Raw genomic sequence first — 16,070 nt, forward strand, 5'->3', positions numbered from 1 at the left:
CACTTATACATAAAGGTAAAGCGAATTTAGACAAACTTGTATAAAATCGGACAATCATTCCTACACTAGCACGTAGAGGTGATTGTAGTGATAAAAGATTATGACAATGATTTTTTTAAAGAAGATAATGAAGATACAACAGATTTCTCGTTAATAAAAGGAGATACATTACAGCAAGTAGAAGAATTAGAAGAAGAATTAAAAAGAAAATGATACGTGTACATGCTATTTACATTTACGATATAATATAAATAGAAGATTGTATCTTTTTGAAAAGGGGGAGAAGAGATGGCTGAAGTAAATGTACAAAAGTCTTCATTTTTTAAAGAAAAAAAAGAAGAACCAAATACAGATTTCTCTCTTGTGAAAGGTGCATTGACGGAAAATATAAATCGGTTAGAGAAATTAATGAATAGTGGTACTTCAAAATATATGAGAGCAAAAAAAGAGAAAGAAAATGCATAGTGCATTTTCTTTCTCTTTTTATATGCAATTTAAATGTTTAACAAGCAGATATTAAAGTATGAAATAGAAAGTGAAAATAATGAATCATGGTATAATGATAAAAGACTTACATATTATTTTGTTATTTTGAGAGGAGCTTAAAAATGTATTCTACTTTAGAACAATTAACAAAGCACCCTGTGTTTTATCATTTTGCAGAAATTTCAAAGATTCCTAGAGGATCAGGTAATGAAAAGGAAATTAGTGATTTTTTAGTTGGCTTTGCGAAAGAGCGTAATTTAGAAGTGATTCAAGATGAGGCATTAAATGTCATTATTAAAAAAGAAGCGACTGCTGGTTATGAAAATGTACCAGCTATTATTATTCAAGGGCATATGGATATGGTTTGTGAAAAAAACCAAGCAACCGTACATGATTTTGATAAAGATCCAATTGAATTGCGAATTATTGGGGACATGTTATATGCAAATCAAACGACTTTAGGTGCTGATAATGGTATTGCAGTTGCATATGCATTAGCTTTATTAGATTCAAAAGACATTCCGCATCCAGCACTTGAAGTAGTTATTACTACTGAAGAAGAAACGACAATGGGCGGAGCTTTCGCTGTTGATTCAAATCATTTTGAAGGAAAGATTTTTATTAATATTGATTCTGAAGAAGATCATAAATTGCTTGTAAGTAGCGCAGGTGGTGCAAAAGCTGTTGAAACGATTCCAGTAATTTGGGATGAAGCACCAGCGAATATGGATGTATACCGTCTATATGTTGGTGGTTTAAAAGGCGGACATTCTGGTATGGAAATTGATAAACAACGCGGTAATGCGAACAAAGTATTAGCAAGAGTATTACATGATTTATCAGTAAATATTCAATTTGATATAAGTGAAGTTCACGGTGGATTAAAAACGAATGCAATTCCGCGTGAAAGTGTAGCTACAATCGTATTACGTACAGAAGATGTAGAGAAAGTAGAAGAAAAACTAGAATCATGGACACGAGTATTACAAGAAGAAATGCGTGCTGTTGATCCAGATGTTCATGTTACACTTACAAAATTGGATGAGAAAGTAGAAAAAGTATTTGCTAAAGAAACACAAAAGCAACTTATTTCATCATTATTCTTAATTCCGAACGGCATTCAAAGTATGAGCATGGATATTAAAGGTCTAGTAGAAAGCTCAACAAATTTAGGTGTTATTGAAACGTTGCAAGATGAAATTAAATTACGTAACGAAGTGAGAAGTTCTGTAAGTAGTTTAAAACAACATATTGCAGATGAGATTAAATGTATTGCCGAATTAGTTGGTGCAACATTTGAAATCGAGTCAGAGTATCCAGAATGGCCATACAATCCGAATTCACAAATTCGTAATTTATTTGAAAAAGTGCATCAAGAAAAATACAACAAAGATGTTGAAATCTTCGCTGTACATGCAGGGATTGAATGCAGTGTATTCGTTCAAAAGATGCCTGAATTAGATGCAATTTCATTCGGTCCAGATATATTCAATGTTCACACTCCAGATGAACATATTAGTATTTCTTCTGTTGTGAATAACTGGGGATTCTTCGTTGATGTAATGAAGGGTACGAAAGAATTAGCTAAGTAATAATGATGAAATGAAAAGTAGCCTATAAAATTTTATAGGCTACTTTTTTGTATAGAGTTTTATTAGAAATTCGTTTTTATGTAAGTATTTCATTTTTGCTTTTATTTCTAAAAGAGATTGTAGCAAAGATTGCTCCGGATATCGCTCCGATTAAAGTCGTAAAAATTGCACTCCATGCTGCAAATGACATTATTACAATACCATTATATATAGTAACATTGAATGTATCTCCATGCTTTAAGTCACCAACTGCTAACTCTTCTATAAAATCTGCATTATGATGTAATAAAAAATAGTTTTGCCACCGCCAAGTATCTAAAAATCGTGATTCTTTTTGTGTAGGTTGCGATTCAGCAGAGGCAGGTGGGAGCGTACCAATTGTATTTGAATATAAAAATACTCCAACAGTCAATGCGCCAATAATGGTTGATTGCCTTAAAAATTTCATCTTTTAGACCTCCTAATTAATAAGGAATTTAGAAATCGTTTTTGTAAAAAACTAGCTGTGAAATCTAAAGGATGATAATATCTTCTATAATCATATTAACATTTATAGTAGAGATATGGTTCATAATAAAGGGGGAATACATATGTGGAAGCGATTTGTAGCGATTGGTGATAGTTTTACAGAGGGGATAGGGGATGAAGTTGAGGGTATAGCATTAAAAAGCTGGGTAGATCATTTTGTTCAACTGTGTGTAAACGATATAGAATATGCCAATTTTGCAAAGCGTGGGTTAGTAACGAAAGAAATTCGCTCGCAACAATTGGAAAAGGCGTTAACTTTTAATCCAGATTTGGTTAGCCTCATTGCAGGTGCAAACGACGTATTAAAAGGACGTTGGAATCATTATGCATATAAGGAAGATATGAAATGTATGATAGATACATTAAGTAAAACAGGTGCTGATATTATGATAGCAAACCTTCCAGATTTTACAGTCAGACTTCCATTTTCTACAGAAAAAAAACAAGTGTTAAAAGAACAATTATTAGAGGCAAATGAAGTTATACTTTCATTGAGTAGAGAGCATCAGCTTCATCATATTGATTTTTGGAATCATCAGTTAGTTAATGACAATACGCTTTGGTCTAAGGATTTCATTCATCCAAACTCAAAAGGATATGTAAAAGTTGCTGAACTGATCTTTAGTAGTTTGCCTGTACATGATGCTTCTAAATAAGCTTTTGAATGAACTAATCCCTTGCGCAGGGGGCTTTTCATATTTTCTGTTGCAGAACCCTTAGTATAAGGGTTCTTTTTTGTATCAAAAATCTAAAAAAGATACAATTGGAGAACTCGAACTAAATGGAACAAATGAAACTTGTATCTTGTCTATATATTGAAACCATAATAAAAGTGAGGGTAGTTTTACGTTTATTCAAATAAGTTTGAGGTGTGGAAATGGAACAGACGTTTATTGAAAAGTGTAATCATGATGAGCTGGACGATGTTATAAAAGACTATTGGCAAGATGTATGGAATTATTCATTTATTATTACGAAAGATCCACACTTATCAGATGATATTACGCAAGATGTATTTATAAAGGTATTTAAAAATTGGAATTCATTTCGAAAGGAGTCATCTATTAAAACGTGGATATTAAAAATCACAAGAAATACGGCAATAAACTATTTGAAATCATCTTATTTTAAAAGAATATCTTTAGTAGGATTTTTTAGTGACGACAAGCAAACTGTGTCGGCAGAACAAGAATTTTTTAAGCAAGAAGAAATGAATGATGTTTGGAAAGTTGTATTAAAACTACCTAAAAAGCACCGCGAAATAATAATATTGGATGCAAAATATGAATTATCTTATGAAGAAATGGCTGAAACACTAGGAGTATCCATTGGAACTGTAAAATCTAGATTAAGTAGAGCAAGAAGTAAGGTTTCAAAATTAATAGGGGAGGGTAGTAGTGATGAACAATAAACAAAATCCTGACTGGTATAGAAAATTAAAAAAAGGCCCAATGGAACACCGTAAAAACGAAGAAGAATATATTTATAAAATAAAGCAATCTATATATGAAAGTAATGAGGGAGGTTCTCAAAAACATACAAGACTGTTTCGTAAAAAAGCATTGCCAATTGTAGTGGTTTTAGCTTGTACATTTTTATTTTTTATTGTTCAACAACCTTGGCTTGATGATAATAAATCACCAGTACAAAGTAGTACACAAATTAAGCCTAAAACAAAAGATGAGTCTGCTCAAGATCCATCACTAAAACAATTTATGAATGAACTATATCAAAGTACGAACTCAAAAAATGAAAATGAGCTATACAAAGCGTTAAATGATGAAGTTCTATTTAAAGGGAAGAGTTATAAGAAGGATGAATTGAAGTTTGATGAAGATATTTTTCATGAGTTGCAAGTCGCTCTTACAATGGGAGGAGAATTTGCGAATGATACAAAACAAGTATACAGAGTACCAAGTGGATTGACAGAAAGTAACCAACCAAAGCAAGCACACTTTATATATGCAACTGTTACTGGAAATAAAACGAAAATTTTAGCTGAACCAAAGCGAGAATCACAAGTTTTATATGAAGTATCTAACGAAATGGTAAAAGCTTGGATTCCAGAAAAAGTGCAGAATGATGAATATATAAAAATTTCGACAATTAACGGTAATACTGGATATGTACAAAAAGAGTATGTTTTAACTGACATTAAATACTCATTTATGTTTGAAAAGAATAATGAAGGTGAATGGAAAATAATAAATATAGATTCTATTTGGTAAAAAAGGAAGGTTCACTTTAATGAACCTTCCTTTTTGTTTTTATTCTCTTTTTGAAGAGTATTCCAGGACTCTAAAATTTCTGATGTAACGAGAGCAGCAATGTTTTTTTCTGAATTACTACCAGGAATAACGACAGAAACGGCAATCTGTGGATCTTCGGTAGGAGCATATGCAATGAATAGAGAATGATTGATCATTCTTGCTTGCTCATTTGGAAAACCTGTAATACCTGTTTTACCAGCGACGTCGAAGGGCAACTTTTTAATCTCCTCTATATTTTGACTCATTCCACCTTGCATGACACTCCAAAAGTTCATTGGGTAACGATTTGAACTTTCTAAAATTGGTTTAAACTTTTTTGTTTCTTTACCATCTTTACCAATAATAGCACTTACGATTTGTGGTTTATATTTATCACCTTTACTTGCTAAAGTTGCTGCATATTGAGCAAGTTGAAGAGGAGTATGCACTTCATTTCCTCCCCAAGAGGCATTTAATAAAGCGGAAATTCCATTTTCAAACTTATTAGAGGGATGGAATTCATATTGTCCGTCTTCTTCAAAGGGTAAATCAATCCCGGTTTTAGAACGTAGGCCGAATTGCATTAAATAATCTGTCCATATATGTGCCACTTTTTCTACATTTCCATTATGTTGGTTAAATAATGGTAGAGCTACTTTTGCTGTCATAAATGTGTTAGATGAATTAATGATAGCCTGCCTCGGTGTAATCTCACCTGTTGGCGTTCCGGGTGCATTTGTAATGTTATTTTGATTATCATACTCAAAAGTACCGTTATCTAAATACGTATCTTCAGGTTGAAAAAGCTTTTCGTTTAATCCAATTAAAATAGTAAGTGGCTTTATAGTAGAAGCCATATTTACATAAGACTCACCATATTTTAATTTTTGAATTGCTTTATTTTGCGAAAGTGATTTTATGTTATTTATTTTAGTTGTTACATGTGTATGTAATATATTTGGATCAAAAACTGCTGAGTTGGCCATAGTTAAAATCGCGCCAGTTTTTGCATTGCTCACTACAGCATAACCACCTTTAGCATCAGGTAATTTCTTAATTTGTGATCGTAATGCTTCCTCTGATTTTTGTTGCAATTTAGAATCTAAAGCTAGCCTGATATCCTTACCTTTTTGTACTTTTTGAATGTTCCATAAGAACTCTTTGTTATTCATTTTAAAAATAAGAGTTTTACCCGGTTTTCCTTTTAAATCACCTTCATATTGCAGCTCAATCCCACTTTTTCCAACCGGCATATGCTTTGAATTAAGGTTACTTTCTACATACCCAATTACCTGTGAACCAATTTCATGTTTAGGATAATATCGAATCCATTCATCTTTAATTATTACATTATTCGGTTTGTTTTTGTTTATGAATGCAAGTTCATTCTCAGCTATATCAGAGTATAACGGTATATCATGCATAGTCTGTTTTTTACAAGATTGTTGTAATTGAGATTTTATGCTCTCTGAAGAAATATCATGTTGAAACTTACTTGAAAATTGATCGAAAAAAGCTAATGTGTTTGATGTATCTTGTTTCGATAACTTTTCATCATTAGAAGTACAATATAGAGACTTAACTTTCTTATTTGTAGCTAGTATTACACCATTTTGATCAAAGATTTTTCCTCTTTCGGCTGAAGAAGTTGCGATAGTAATTGAAATGAAGTTGATTTTAAATAAAATTAGTAAAATCAAACCTACAATAGAAAGAACCGCAAAAAATCCCCATTTTTTTATTTTTGTATGTAACATAAAATCCTCCCTTTTGTAGCCTACTTCATCTTATAGTTAATTATTTTTTTTGTAAATGTGGAACAACTTTATTATTTAGATTGTCTATTAAGTACTACAGCATGAAGAAAGGAATAATCAGTATGAAAAGTTACTAGTCAGCCTATGTGTAAATATATTATGAGTCACATTGCAAGCGACAAAAAACAAGTGAGAAAAAAGGAAGGGAGATGTATTAATTACGCGGCTATACAAAAAGGAATTAATACTTACAAAGATTTAGAAAAAAAGATAAGACACTATTTATAACCGAATAATGGTTTGTAATATATAGGGAACGTTTAAGTATTAGTGAGGAGTTCCGGAAGAATTATATGGAGGATTTATGAAAGAACAAAAAGGAAAGAAGCAGAAGACATATATATCTATTCGATTAAATATAATGTTCCTTTGTATATTTTTACTATTCTCAGCTATTATTATGCAGCTAGGAAAAGTACAAATCGTTGAGGGAGAGGCTTATAAGAATCAAGTGGAAAACAGTCAAAATGCAACAACTAGCATACCAGTTCCGCGTGGACAAATTTTAGATCGAGAAGGGAAAACGGTCGTTAATAATAAGTCTCTTCGTACAATTACGTATACAAGGGTGAAGGGGATTACGAGTGACGATATTTTAAAAACAGCAAAAGACTTGGCGAAAGTACTAGAAATGCCTGAACAAGATATTAATAAATTAACTGATATCGATAAAAAAGATTTTTGGATGCAGTTGAATACGAAACGTGCGGATACAAAGATTACTAAAAAAGATATAGAAAAGTTTAAAGAAAAGGGAATAGAGGGAAAAGAGTTAGATAAAAAAATAGAAGATTTAAGACGAAATCGCGTTACAGAAGTAGAATTGGGTGAATTAACAGAACAAGATTTAAAGGTGTTAGCTATTAAAAGTAAAATGAGTTCGGGTTATCAACTAACACCACAAATTATTAAAAAAGATGTAACAGATGAGGAGTATGCACGGATAAGTGAAAATCTTGCGAATTTTCCAGGAGTAGATGCAACGGTTGATTGGGAACGTAATTATGTAAATGGTAATTTGTTTCGTTCCGTATTAGGTAATATTACGAGTAGTGAAGAAGGTCTGCCAAAAGAAAATTTAGATTCTTACTTAGTACGTGGATATAACCGGAATGATCGTGTCGGAAAAAGTTATATTGAACAGCGATATGAAGATGTATTACATGGTACAAAAGAAGAAGTGAAAAATGTTACTGATAAAGCAGGAAACATTGTTAGCACAGAAATAATCTCTAAAGGAAAAAGTGGTAACAGTATAACATTAACGATTGATATGGAATTACAAAAGAAAGTGGAAGAAAGTATAGAGAAAAACTTGAGAGCTTTTAAGAGTTCTGAGCCGCTGCTCGATCGAGCTTTTGTCGTCATGACGAATCCAAATAACGGACAGGTTTTATCGATGGCAGGCAAAAAGATTGTAGAAAAAGAAGGAGTACTAGAGATTGAGGATTTGGCATTAGGTAACATGACAACTTCGTATGAGCTAGGGTCTGCTGTAAAAGGTGCTACTTTATTAACGGGATATGAGACAGGAGCAATACATCCAGGAGATCAATTTTATGATGCACCGATGAAATTTAAAGGTACACAAGCCAAGAAATCATGGAATGTATCCGGATTTGGTAATATTAATGATTTACGTGCTTTGCAAGTATCTTCGAATGTATACATGTTCCAGACAGCTTTAAAAATTGCGGGAGTTAATTACGTACCAAATGGCTCATTGGACATTAAACAAGGAGCATTTGATACGATGCGCTATTATTTCAAGCAATTTGGTTTAGGTGTCCCAACAGGTATTGATTTACCGAATGAAATAATTGGACAAACGAGAAAAGTAGATAGTCAACCTGGTTTTTTACTAGATTTTTCTATCGGTCAGTATGATACGTATACGCCCTTGCAATTAGCTCAATATATTTCAACGATTGCGAATGGTGGTTATAGAATGCAACCTCAAATTGTACAAGAAATACGAGAACAATCAATTAAAGAAGAGGTTGGTAAAGTTATTCGTTCTATAGAGCCTGTCGTATTAAATCGGATTGATATGAAGACAGAATATATTGATCGAATAAAAGAAGGGTTTAGATGGGTATTCCAAGAAGGGGATGGAACTGGCGTAAAGCATTTCAAAAATGCTCCATATAAACCAGCAGGAAAGACAGGGACAGCCCAAACTGTGTATGGTGGAGATGATCCAATTGGTAGAAATGCAAAAGGAGAACGTATGGAATGTTACAACTTAACGTTAGTTGGATATGCTCCATATGATAATCCAGAAGTAGCATTCTCAGTAGTAGTTCCGTGGCTTCATAATGATAAAAGTGGAATTAATTCTATAATCGGAAAGGAAGTTTTAGATGTATACTTTGATTTGAAAAAGCAGCGTATGCATGATGAAGCTGCTAGTACAGATAATTCGAATCAAAATTAGTAAAATTTGTGTACTTTTCTCAGGGAAGAACCCCCTGTTTGTATAAAGGCATTTATAAGTAAAAAGATGAAATGTGAAATAAGAGATAGCAGCGGTCATAGTTGTTATCTCTTATTTTATTAATAACTGTGATACGAGCGATAAAAATTTTTAAGTTTATGGAACAAATTTGTTTCGGTGATTGTCTATTATGTGTACGTATAAAAAGGTATTAAGTATTTGAAAGGAATGATAGTTTTGAAAAACAAGAAAATGCTAAAAATAGGGATGTGTGTTGGTATATTAGGTTTAAGTATTACAAGCCTAGTAACTTTTACAGGAGGTGCATTGCAAGTTGAAGCGAAAGAAAAGACTGGACAAGTGAAACATAAAAATCAGGCGACGCATAAAGAGTTCTCTCAACTTGAAAAAAAATTTGATGCTCGATTAGGTCTATATGCGATTGATACTGGTACAAATCAAACAATCGCTTATCGACCTAACGAAAGGTTTGCCTTTGCATCAACTTACAAGGCTTTAGCGGCAGGGGTATTACTGCAACAGAACTCTACTAAGAAATTAGATGAAGTTATTACTTATACGAAAGAAGACTTAGTGGATTATTCACCTGTTACAGAGAAACATGTAGATACTGGAATGACACTAGGAGAAATTGCGGAGGCTGCTGTTCGTTACAGTGATAATACTGCAGGGAACATTTTATTTCATAAAATAGGCGGACCGAAAGGATATGAAAAAGCGCTTAGAAAGATGGGGGATCGGGTTACTATGTCTGATCGCTTTGAAACAGAGTTAAACGAAGCTATTCCAGGAGACATTCGTGATACTAGTACAGCAAAAGCAATTGCTAGGAATCTTAAAGATTTTACGGTCGGAAATGCGCTTCCGCATCAAAAGCGTAACATTCTTACAGAATGGATGAAAGGGAATGCTACAGGAGACAAACTTATTCGTGCAGGCGTGCCAACTGATTGGGTAGTTGCAGATAAATCAGGAGCTGGAAGTTACGGGACAAGAAATGATATTGCTATCGTTTGGCCGCCAAATAGATCACCAATTATCATCGCAATATTATCTAGTAAAGATGAGAAAGAGGCTACCTATGATAATCAACTAATTAAAGAGGCGGCTGAAGTTGTAATTGATGCTATTAAATAATAATCTCTTAGTTATTTCAGTTCTTTACCATATGTTATTGGATGTATAAAATTAGAAAACGATTCTTTTTCGTATGAAAAGAATCGTTTTTGTATTTTGATTATTAAGAGGATAAAGGTAAAATAAATATATATGACGTATCCGATGTGAAATTTCATGTACTGTACTATATTCAATAAAAATCAAAAATGTATTATATAATTCTGTTAACATAAAATAAGTGTTTTATAAAAATAAAAGGAGAGAATATGAAGAGAAATATTAATAGAATCATATTGTTTATTGGCATATTAGTAGCTTTTATTACTTTTTTATATTTACAGAACAATTTAATAGGTATAACTGAGGTTAAAATAACCTCTAGTAAAATACCCTCCTCTTTTAAAGGGTATAAAATTCTACAAATTTCAGACTTACACAATAAACAATTTGGCAATAAGCAAGGTGTGTTAATTCAAAAAATTGAAAGTATAGACCCAGATATTATTGCGATTACGGGTGATTTAATTGACAGTAAATCATACGATGCAGAAGTTAGTATGCAATTAATACGAGAAATTGTAAAGAAGTATCCTGTATATTTTGTGACAGGAAACCATGAACAATGGTCTGGAAAGTATAACCGTTTAGAAAAAGAGTTGAAGAAATATGATGTCAATGTTTTAAGGAATGAACATGTAGGCATTCGAAAGGGTGAGCAAGAAATAAACTTGCTAGGTATTGATGATCCGGAGTTTGTAACTGGAAACCGTGATGAAGGAAATATTATAATAGATGAAATTAAAAAAGCGAAAATTGAAATGCAGCCAGATAAATATAATGTATTATTATCCCATCGGCCTGAATTTATAAAGGAATATACGAATGAGAGGTTGGATTTGGTTTTATCGGGACATGCTCATGGAGGGCAAGTTAGATTGCCATTTATCGGAGGATTAGTTGCGCCAAATCAAGGTGTTTTACCTAAATATACAGCGGGTTTATATGTAGAACAAAATACATCAATGGTAGTGAGTAGAGGATTAGGAAATAGTATCATTCCGCAAAGGATTTTGAATAGGCCAGAAATTGTAGTCGTGCAGCTAAATTAAGCTGTACGATTTTTTTTATACAAAAATGAGTAAAGGGGCTTTCTGTATTTTGCAGGAGTAAACATTACAATTTTGTTAAAAATTTTCTACGTTACATAAAGTAACAAAATTTGACCCTCAGTGTTTGTTATAGTGTAAATAATCAAAAAACTTAAAATTTGTCGAGTGAAAAGTGTGATAAGTAATTCATGTAAAAAACTTAAAGGGGTGTACACATGCATAAAGAATACGAAATTGAAGAGTATACGGCGATTGAGGAACAAATACATTATTATTGTAAATGTTTATTAGTAACTCATCCTGATCAAATTATAAAGTATTTAGAAAAAAGATTAGAAAAATATGCAGAAACATTACAATATGCACATTTATATCCCGACACAGTTATATTACCGTTACAGCAATTAGTTATCGAATATTCTTTAGATGTTGCTAGAATTAGGAAATATATGAATTTAAAAACGTAAAGCAAATTATATAATTTAAATGAAACAGAGTCGACTTTAAGAAAGGATATTCTAATGTCGACTCTGTTTCATTGTTTAATATTATTGACGGAAAACCATACTAATCAATGAAGTTTGACATATAATTACGCAAGAGTAAAATAAAAGTGAGTACTCACTCATTTTAGAGAAGGGGGAAGAATACGTGAAGCAGCCTGCCATTATTTTACGGACTGTATCAAAAAGTTTTGGGAAAAAAGAAGTTTTACACAATCTTTCATTACAAGTTGAAAAAGCAGAGATATTTGGTTTAGTTGGGCCTTCAGGTTCTGGGAAAACGACTCTTATTAAATTGATTGCAGGTATTAACGAAGCAACGGAAGGTGAAGTGCTTGTTTACAACACGAACATGCCTAATTTAAATGAAATGAAAAGAATTGGTTATATGGCTCAAGCTGATGCATTATACGAAGAACTATCAGCATATGAAAATGCAGATTTTATGGCAACGATGTACGGATTAAAGGGAAAGCATAAAAAAGAAAGAATTGAAGAAGTTTTTGACCTTGTACAATTATCACAACATATGAAAAAGCAAGTGCAGCATTTTTCAGGCGGGATGAAGAAGCGTTTATCATTAGCAATAGCACTCCTTCATGAACCAGAAATATTAATTTTAGATGAGCCAACAGTGGGGATAGATCCGCTTCTTAGAAAAACGATTTGGGAAAAATTTTATGATTTGAAAAAGAAAGGCACAACGATAATTGTAACGACACACATTATGGACGAAGCTGAATTTTGTGAACGTCTAGGGTTAATTAGAGAAGGAAAGCTAGTTGCGACTGGTACAACTGAAGAATTGAAAAAGCGGGTATCATCAGGAAGGATTGAAGATGTCTTTTTGTTGGAAGAGGTGGCTGAATTATGAGAGTTACCGGTGTAATCATTCGTATTATTCGCCAATTTTTTCGAGATAAACGTTCGTTAGCGATGATGTTTGGGGCACCTATGTTATTACTTTGGTTATTGTCGCTAGTGTTTACACAAAAAGACTATGTACCGCATATTGCTGTTGTTGATATGCCCGCTCAGTTAGTAAAAGTGATGAAAAATCAGGAAGCGTCAATTTATGAATATAATATAGAAAAGGCAATGTCTGAGCTGGAAAATCAAAAGGTAGATGCAGTCATTCGTTTAGAAAATGGAAAAAAGAATATTGTATTAGAAGGTAGCGATTCGTCAAAAAATCGTGCTGTACTTCAAATATTACAAAAAAGTACAGAGAAGAACGATATATCGATTATGAAACCTGAAGTGAATTATTTACATGGCTCTAAAAACTTTACAATGTTTGATGGACTTGGTCCTGTATTAATCGGTTTCTTTACCTTTTTCTTTGTATTCATTTTATCAGGGGTATCTTTCGTAAGAGAACGTTTAAGTGGTACTTTAGAAAGGTTATTATCAACTCCAATTAAAAGATGGGAAATAGTTGTAGGATATATTATTGGTTTTGGGATCTTTGCATTTATACAATCCATTATTATCGTAAGTTTTTCAGTTTACATTTTAGACTTGTATGTAGCTGGCTCCATATGGCTAACGCTACTTATTACATGTATGCTTTCTTTAACGGCATTAACTTTAGGGACGTTTTTATCGGCATACGCAAATAATGAATTTCAAATGATCCAGTTTATACCGCTTGTCATTGTGCCACAAATTTTCTTTTCGGGTTTGTTTCCAATTGAATCGATGAATAAGTGGCTTCAAATGTTAGGGAAATTATTTCCACTCACATATGGCGCTGACGCAATGAGACAGGTGATGATTCGAAATCAAGGATTTACAGAGATTGCATTAGATCTTACCGTATTATTACTTTTTTCAATATTATTTGCAGTAGGAAATGTATTTGCTTTAAAGAAACATCGCAAAATATAAAAATGACAAAAAGGGGCTTTATAAATGCAGAAAGATTGGCTGGAGGAATTAATAGCTGCAACTAACACAGATAAACGAAATCAACGTCAAATGCGTATATTAGAGGCGGCTGTTGATATGTTTGGAGAAAAAGGATATGCTTCAACTTCAACAAGTGAAATTGCAAAGCGTGCTGGTGTAGCGGAAGGAACAATCTTCCGCTACTATAAAACGAAAAAAGATTTATTATTAGCAGTCGTCATGCCGACATTAACAAAGTTTGCTGCACCATTTTTCGTACAAGCCTTCGCAAAGGAAATATTTAAATCGGAGTATGAATCGTATGAAGGGCTTCTAAGAGTTGTTATTCATAATAGATTTGAATTTGCAAAAAAGCATTTTCCAATGATAAAAATATTAATTCAAGAAGTGCCATTTCAGCCAGAACTGAAAAATGAAATACAACAGTTAGTTGAAACAGAATTACTGTCACATTTTAAAAAGTTGATTGCAAAGTTTCAAGAAGAAGGGGAAATTATTGAAATGCCTCCATCTTCTGTTTTACGACTTACTTTATCAGCTGTATTAGGTTTATTATTAACACGATTTTTATTATTGCCCGAAGAAAAATGGGATGATGAAGTGGAAATTGAACATACGATTCAATTTATATTGTTTGGATTAACGCCACGAATTTAATTATAGGCAAAAATGTGATGCAATGTGAAGTACATTTTTTACATTTAAGAAAATAATAAATCGCCTTTAAAAAGGCGATTTATATACAATATATATTTTTGATAAATAAGTACTTGTTTACTAAAAATCTTCTAAATTAACGTGTTTCTTTGTCTCTTCTTCTAAGACCTAATAATCCTGCTAGTCCTAATAAACCGAGCCAAGCCCAATTATTATTTCTATCACGATTATCATTTAAATCATTTGTTGTATTTACATTTCGAGTTCTTACATCATTATTAACTCTGTCTAAGTTATTGTCATTAACTCGAGTTGAAATGTCAGTGTTATTAACTCTATTCATATTAGTTCCATCATATTCAGCTTGGGCAGATGTACCTAAAAACATAATAGATAGTGCTAAAACACTTACAATAGATGATAATTTCTTTTTCATAACGCTCCCTCCTTTCTTACGTGTTAATTTCTCCAGAGTATGTGTATATTATTCGTTTCACAGTATCTAAACCATCATTATAGAGCGCACATTTATAGAAAATAGAGTTGAACGATTGCTAATATATTATTTGATATATATTTGTCATAAAATTAAATGAATCAAACTTTGCTTAAAATGTTAATCTTAGTACAATTTATATTATACGGACTAGCACTAAGGAGGTAATGAGATGCGACAATTTGCAAAACCAACAATCGTCGTAAGTAAATGTTTAGAATTTGATGCTTGTCGTTATAATGGAGAGATGATTCCAGATGTAACAATACGAAATTTGCAGCCATTTGTTACATTTATACCTGTCTGTCCAGAAGTCGAGATTGGATTGGGGACTCCTCGTGAAACGATACGCATTGTAGAAGAAAGTGGTGTGAATAGGCTTGTGCAACCGTCTACAAGAGAAGACGTCACTGAAAAAATGAATCAATTTTCAAATGAATTTTTACAAACGATATCTGATGTAGATGGTTTTATTTTAAAGAATCGCTCACCAAGTTGTGGTACGCGTGATGTGAAAATTTATTCTGGTTTTGAAAAAGCACCAGCAAAAGGAAAAGGACCAGGCTTATTTGGTGGTGCAGTATTAAAAAATTTTTCGCATCTTCCAATTGAAGAAGAAGGTAGATTGTCGAATTTTATTATTAGAGAACACTTCTTTACAAGGCTATTTACAATCGCATATTACAAGATGATTAAACATAATAAAAATATGAAAGATCTTGTATCGTTTCAGTCGGATAATAAATATTTATTTATGGCATATAATCAGGTGAAACAAAAGGAATTAGGGCGTATAATTGCAAATCACAAAAATGAAAAGATTGAAGTTGTATTTGAAAACTATGAGAAGACTTTATATGAATTGTTTATGCGCACACCCCGCTATACATCAAATGTAAATGTATGTGAGCATATTTTTGGATACTTTAAAACAAAGCTGAAAAAACAAGAAAAAGATCATTTTTTAAATTTAATACAAAAGTATATAGAAAAGAAAATTCCGCTTAGTAGCTTACTTGCGATTTTAAAATCATGGGCTCTTCGATTTGATGAAAAGTATTTATTAAGACAAACATATTTCGAACCATATCCTGAAGCTTTAGTAGAGATTTCAGATTCAGGTAAAGGTAGAGATTATTAAACAT

The 16,070-nt window shown here is 32.4% G+C and carries 17 protein-coding genes; 14 read left to right on the plus strand and 3 right to left on the minus strand.

All coding sequences use genetic code 11. The features are described from left to right. The first annotated feature begins 87 nt into the window (after nucleotides 1–87). The 3 genes from NLJ82_RS11980 to pepD all read left to right on the plus strand — a co-directional run bounded on the left by NLJ82_RS11980 (nucleotide 88) and on the right by pepD (nucleotide 2,078). Nucleotides 88–213: a hypothetical protein gene (locus NLJ82_RS11980; protein ID WP_000588712.1), complete on the plus strand. Its 126-nt coding sequence runs from the start codon at nucleotides 88–90 to the stop codon at nucleotides 211–213. A 75-nt stretch (nucleotides 214–288) separates the two neighbouring features. Beyond that, nucleotides 289–465, plus strand: coding sequence for a stage II sporulation protein SB (gene spoIISB / locus NLJ82_RS11985; RefSeq protein WP_000852623.1), 177 nt, complete (start codon nucleotides 289–291; stop codon nucleotides 463–465). Between the two features lie 143 nt (nucleotides 466–608). Further along, the gene (pepD, locus tag NLJ82_RS11990; RefSeq protein ID WP_000287524.1) at nucleotides 609–2,078 is read left to right on the plus strand and encodes a beta-Ala-His dipeptidase; all 1,470 of its coding nucleotides are present in this window, start codon (nucleotides 609–611) and stop codon (nucleotides 2,076–2,078) included. Nucleotides 2,079–2,154: 76 nt separating this feature from the next. Here the strand turns inward: pepD and NLJ82_RS11995 are convergent, their stop codons facing one another. Beyond that, nucleotides 2,155–2,526 (minus strand): DUF5065 family protein, encoded by a 372-nt coding sequence (locus tag NLJ82_RS11995; protein ID WP_000670601.1) that lies wholly within the window; start codon nucleotides 2,524–2,526, stop codon nucleotides 2,155–2,157. 142 nt (nucleotides 2,527–2,668) lie between these two features. Here NLJ82_RS11995 and NLJ82_RS12000 point away from each other — a divergent pair, with 142 nt between their 5' ends. The 3 genes from NLJ82_RS12000 (at nucleotide 2,669) to NLJ82_RS12010 (ending at nucleotide 4,834) form a co-directional block, all read left to right on the plus strand. Beyond that, nucleotides 2,669–3,262: an SGNH/GDSL hydrolase family protein gene (locus NLJ82_RS12000; RefSeq protein WP_000265892.1), complete on the plus strand. Its 594-nt coding sequence runs from the start codon at nucleotides 2,669–2,671 to the stop codon at nucleotides 3,260–3,262. Nucleotides 3,263–3,483: 221 nt separating this feature from the next. Then, complete coding sequence (locus NLJ82_RS12005) at nucleotides 3,484–4,017, plus strand: RNA polymerase sigma factor (RefSeq protein WP_000438320.1); 534 nt, start codon at nucleotides 3,484–3,486, stop codon at nucleotides 4,015–4,017. Further along, nucleotides 4,007–4,834 carry a hypothetical protein gene (locus NLJ82_RS12010; RefSeq protein WP_001060777.1) on the plus strand — a complete coding sequence of 276 codons (828 nt, stop codon included), beginning with the start codon at nucleotides 4,007–4,009 and terminating at the stop codon, nucleotides 4,832–4,834. The genes NLJ82_RS12005 and NLJ82_RS12010 overlap by 11 nt, the downstream gene beginning before the upstream one ends. Before the next feature lie 11 nt (nucleotides 4,835–4,845). Here NLJ82_RS12010 and NLJ82_RS12015 read toward each other — a convergent pair whose 3' ends face one another. After that, the gene (locus NLJ82_RS12015) at nucleotides 4,846–6,612 is read right to left on the minus strand and encodes a peptidoglycan D,D-transpeptidase FtsI family protein (protein ID WP_000903318.1); all 1,767 of its coding nucleotides are present in this window, start codon (nucleotides 6,610–6,612) and stop codon (nucleotides 4,846–4,848) included. Nucleotides 6,613–6,976: 364 nt separating this feature from the next. On the opposite strand from NLJ82_RS12015, the gene NLJ82_RS12020 reads away from it, so the two are divergent. From NLJ82_RS12020 to NLJ82_RS12050, 7 genes are all read left to right on the plus strand, one after another. Beyond that, nucleotides 6,977–9,109 (plus strand): peptidoglycan D,D-transpeptidase FtsI family protein, encoded by a 2,133-nt coding sequence (locus tag NLJ82_RS12020; protein ID WP_000662963.1) that lies wholly within the window; start codon nucleotides 6,977–6,979, stop codon nucleotides 9,107–9,109. A gap of 228 nt (nucleotides 9,110–9,337) precedes the next feature. After that, nucleotides 9,338–10,267 carry a class A beta-lactamase Bla1 gene (gene bla, locus NLJ82_RS12025; RefSeq protein ID WP_041185218.1) on the plus strand — a complete coding sequence of 310 codons (930 nt, stop codon included), beginning with the start codon at nucleotides 9,338–9,340 and terminating at the stop codon, nucleotides 10,265–10,267. A 248-nt stretch (nucleotides 10,268–10,515) separates the two neighbouring features. Beyond that, a complete protein-coding gene (locus tag NLJ82_RS12030; protein ID WP_000827832.1) occupies nucleotides 10,516–11,358 on the plus strand; it encodes a metallophosphoesterase in 843 nt (280 codons plus the stop codon). 215 nt (nucleotides 11,359–11,573) lie between these two features. Beyond that, complete coding sequence (locus tag NLJ82_RS12035; RefSeq protein ID WP_000548624.1) at nucleotides 11,574–11,825, plus strand: hypothetical protein; 252 nt, start codon at nucleotides 11,574–11,576, stop codon at nucleotides 11,823–11,825. A gap of 184 nt (nucleotides 11,826–12,009) precedes the next feature. Continuing rightward, nucleotides 12,010–12,735, plus strand: a complete 726-nt coding sequence (locus tag NLJ82_RS12040; protein ID WP_000812702.1) for an ABC transporter ATP-binding protein — start codon at nucleotides 12,010–12,012, stop codon at nucleotides 12,733–12,735. Beyond that, complete coding sequence (locus NLJ82_RS12045) at nucleotides 12,732–13,751, plus strand: ABC transporter permease (protein ID WP_001266738.1); 1,020 nt, start codon at nucleotides 12,732–12,734, stop codon at nucleotides 13,749–13,751. The genes NLJ82_RS12040 and NLJ82_RS12045 overlap by 4 nt, the downstream gene beginning before the upstream one ends. Nucleotides 13,752–13,775: 24 nt before the next feature. After that, a complete protein-coding gene (locus tag NLJ82_RS12050) occupies nucleotides 13,776–14,429 on the plus strand; it encodes a TetR/AcrR family transcriptional regulator (protein WP_001168200.1) in 654 nt (217 codons plus the stop codon). Between the two features lie 136 nt (nucleotides 14,430–14,565). Here the strand turns inward: NLJ82_RS12050 and NLJ82_RS12055 are convergent, their stop codons facing one another. After that, entirely contained in the window at nucleotides 14,566–14,865 is a 300-nt protein-coding gene (locus tag NLJ82_RS12055; RefSeq protein WP_000728163.1) for a WGxxGxxG family protein, read from the minus strand. Nucleotides 14,866–15,097: 232 nt separating this feature from the next. On the opposite strand from NLJ82_RS12055, the gene NLJ82_RS12060 reads away from it, so the two are divergent. Beyond that, complete coding sequence (locus tag NLJ82_RS12060) at nucleotides 15,098–16,066, plus strand: YbgA family protein (protein WP_001248653.1); 969 nt, start codon at nucleotides 15,098–15,100, stop codon at nucleotides 16,064–16,066. The last annotated feature ends 4 nt before the right edge of the window (nucleotides 16,067–16,070 follow it).

The organism is Bacillus paranthracis (assembly GCF_024296885.1).
Lineage (GTDB): Bacteria > Bacillota > Bacilli > Bacillales > Bacillaceae_G > Bacillus_A > Bacillus_A paranthracis.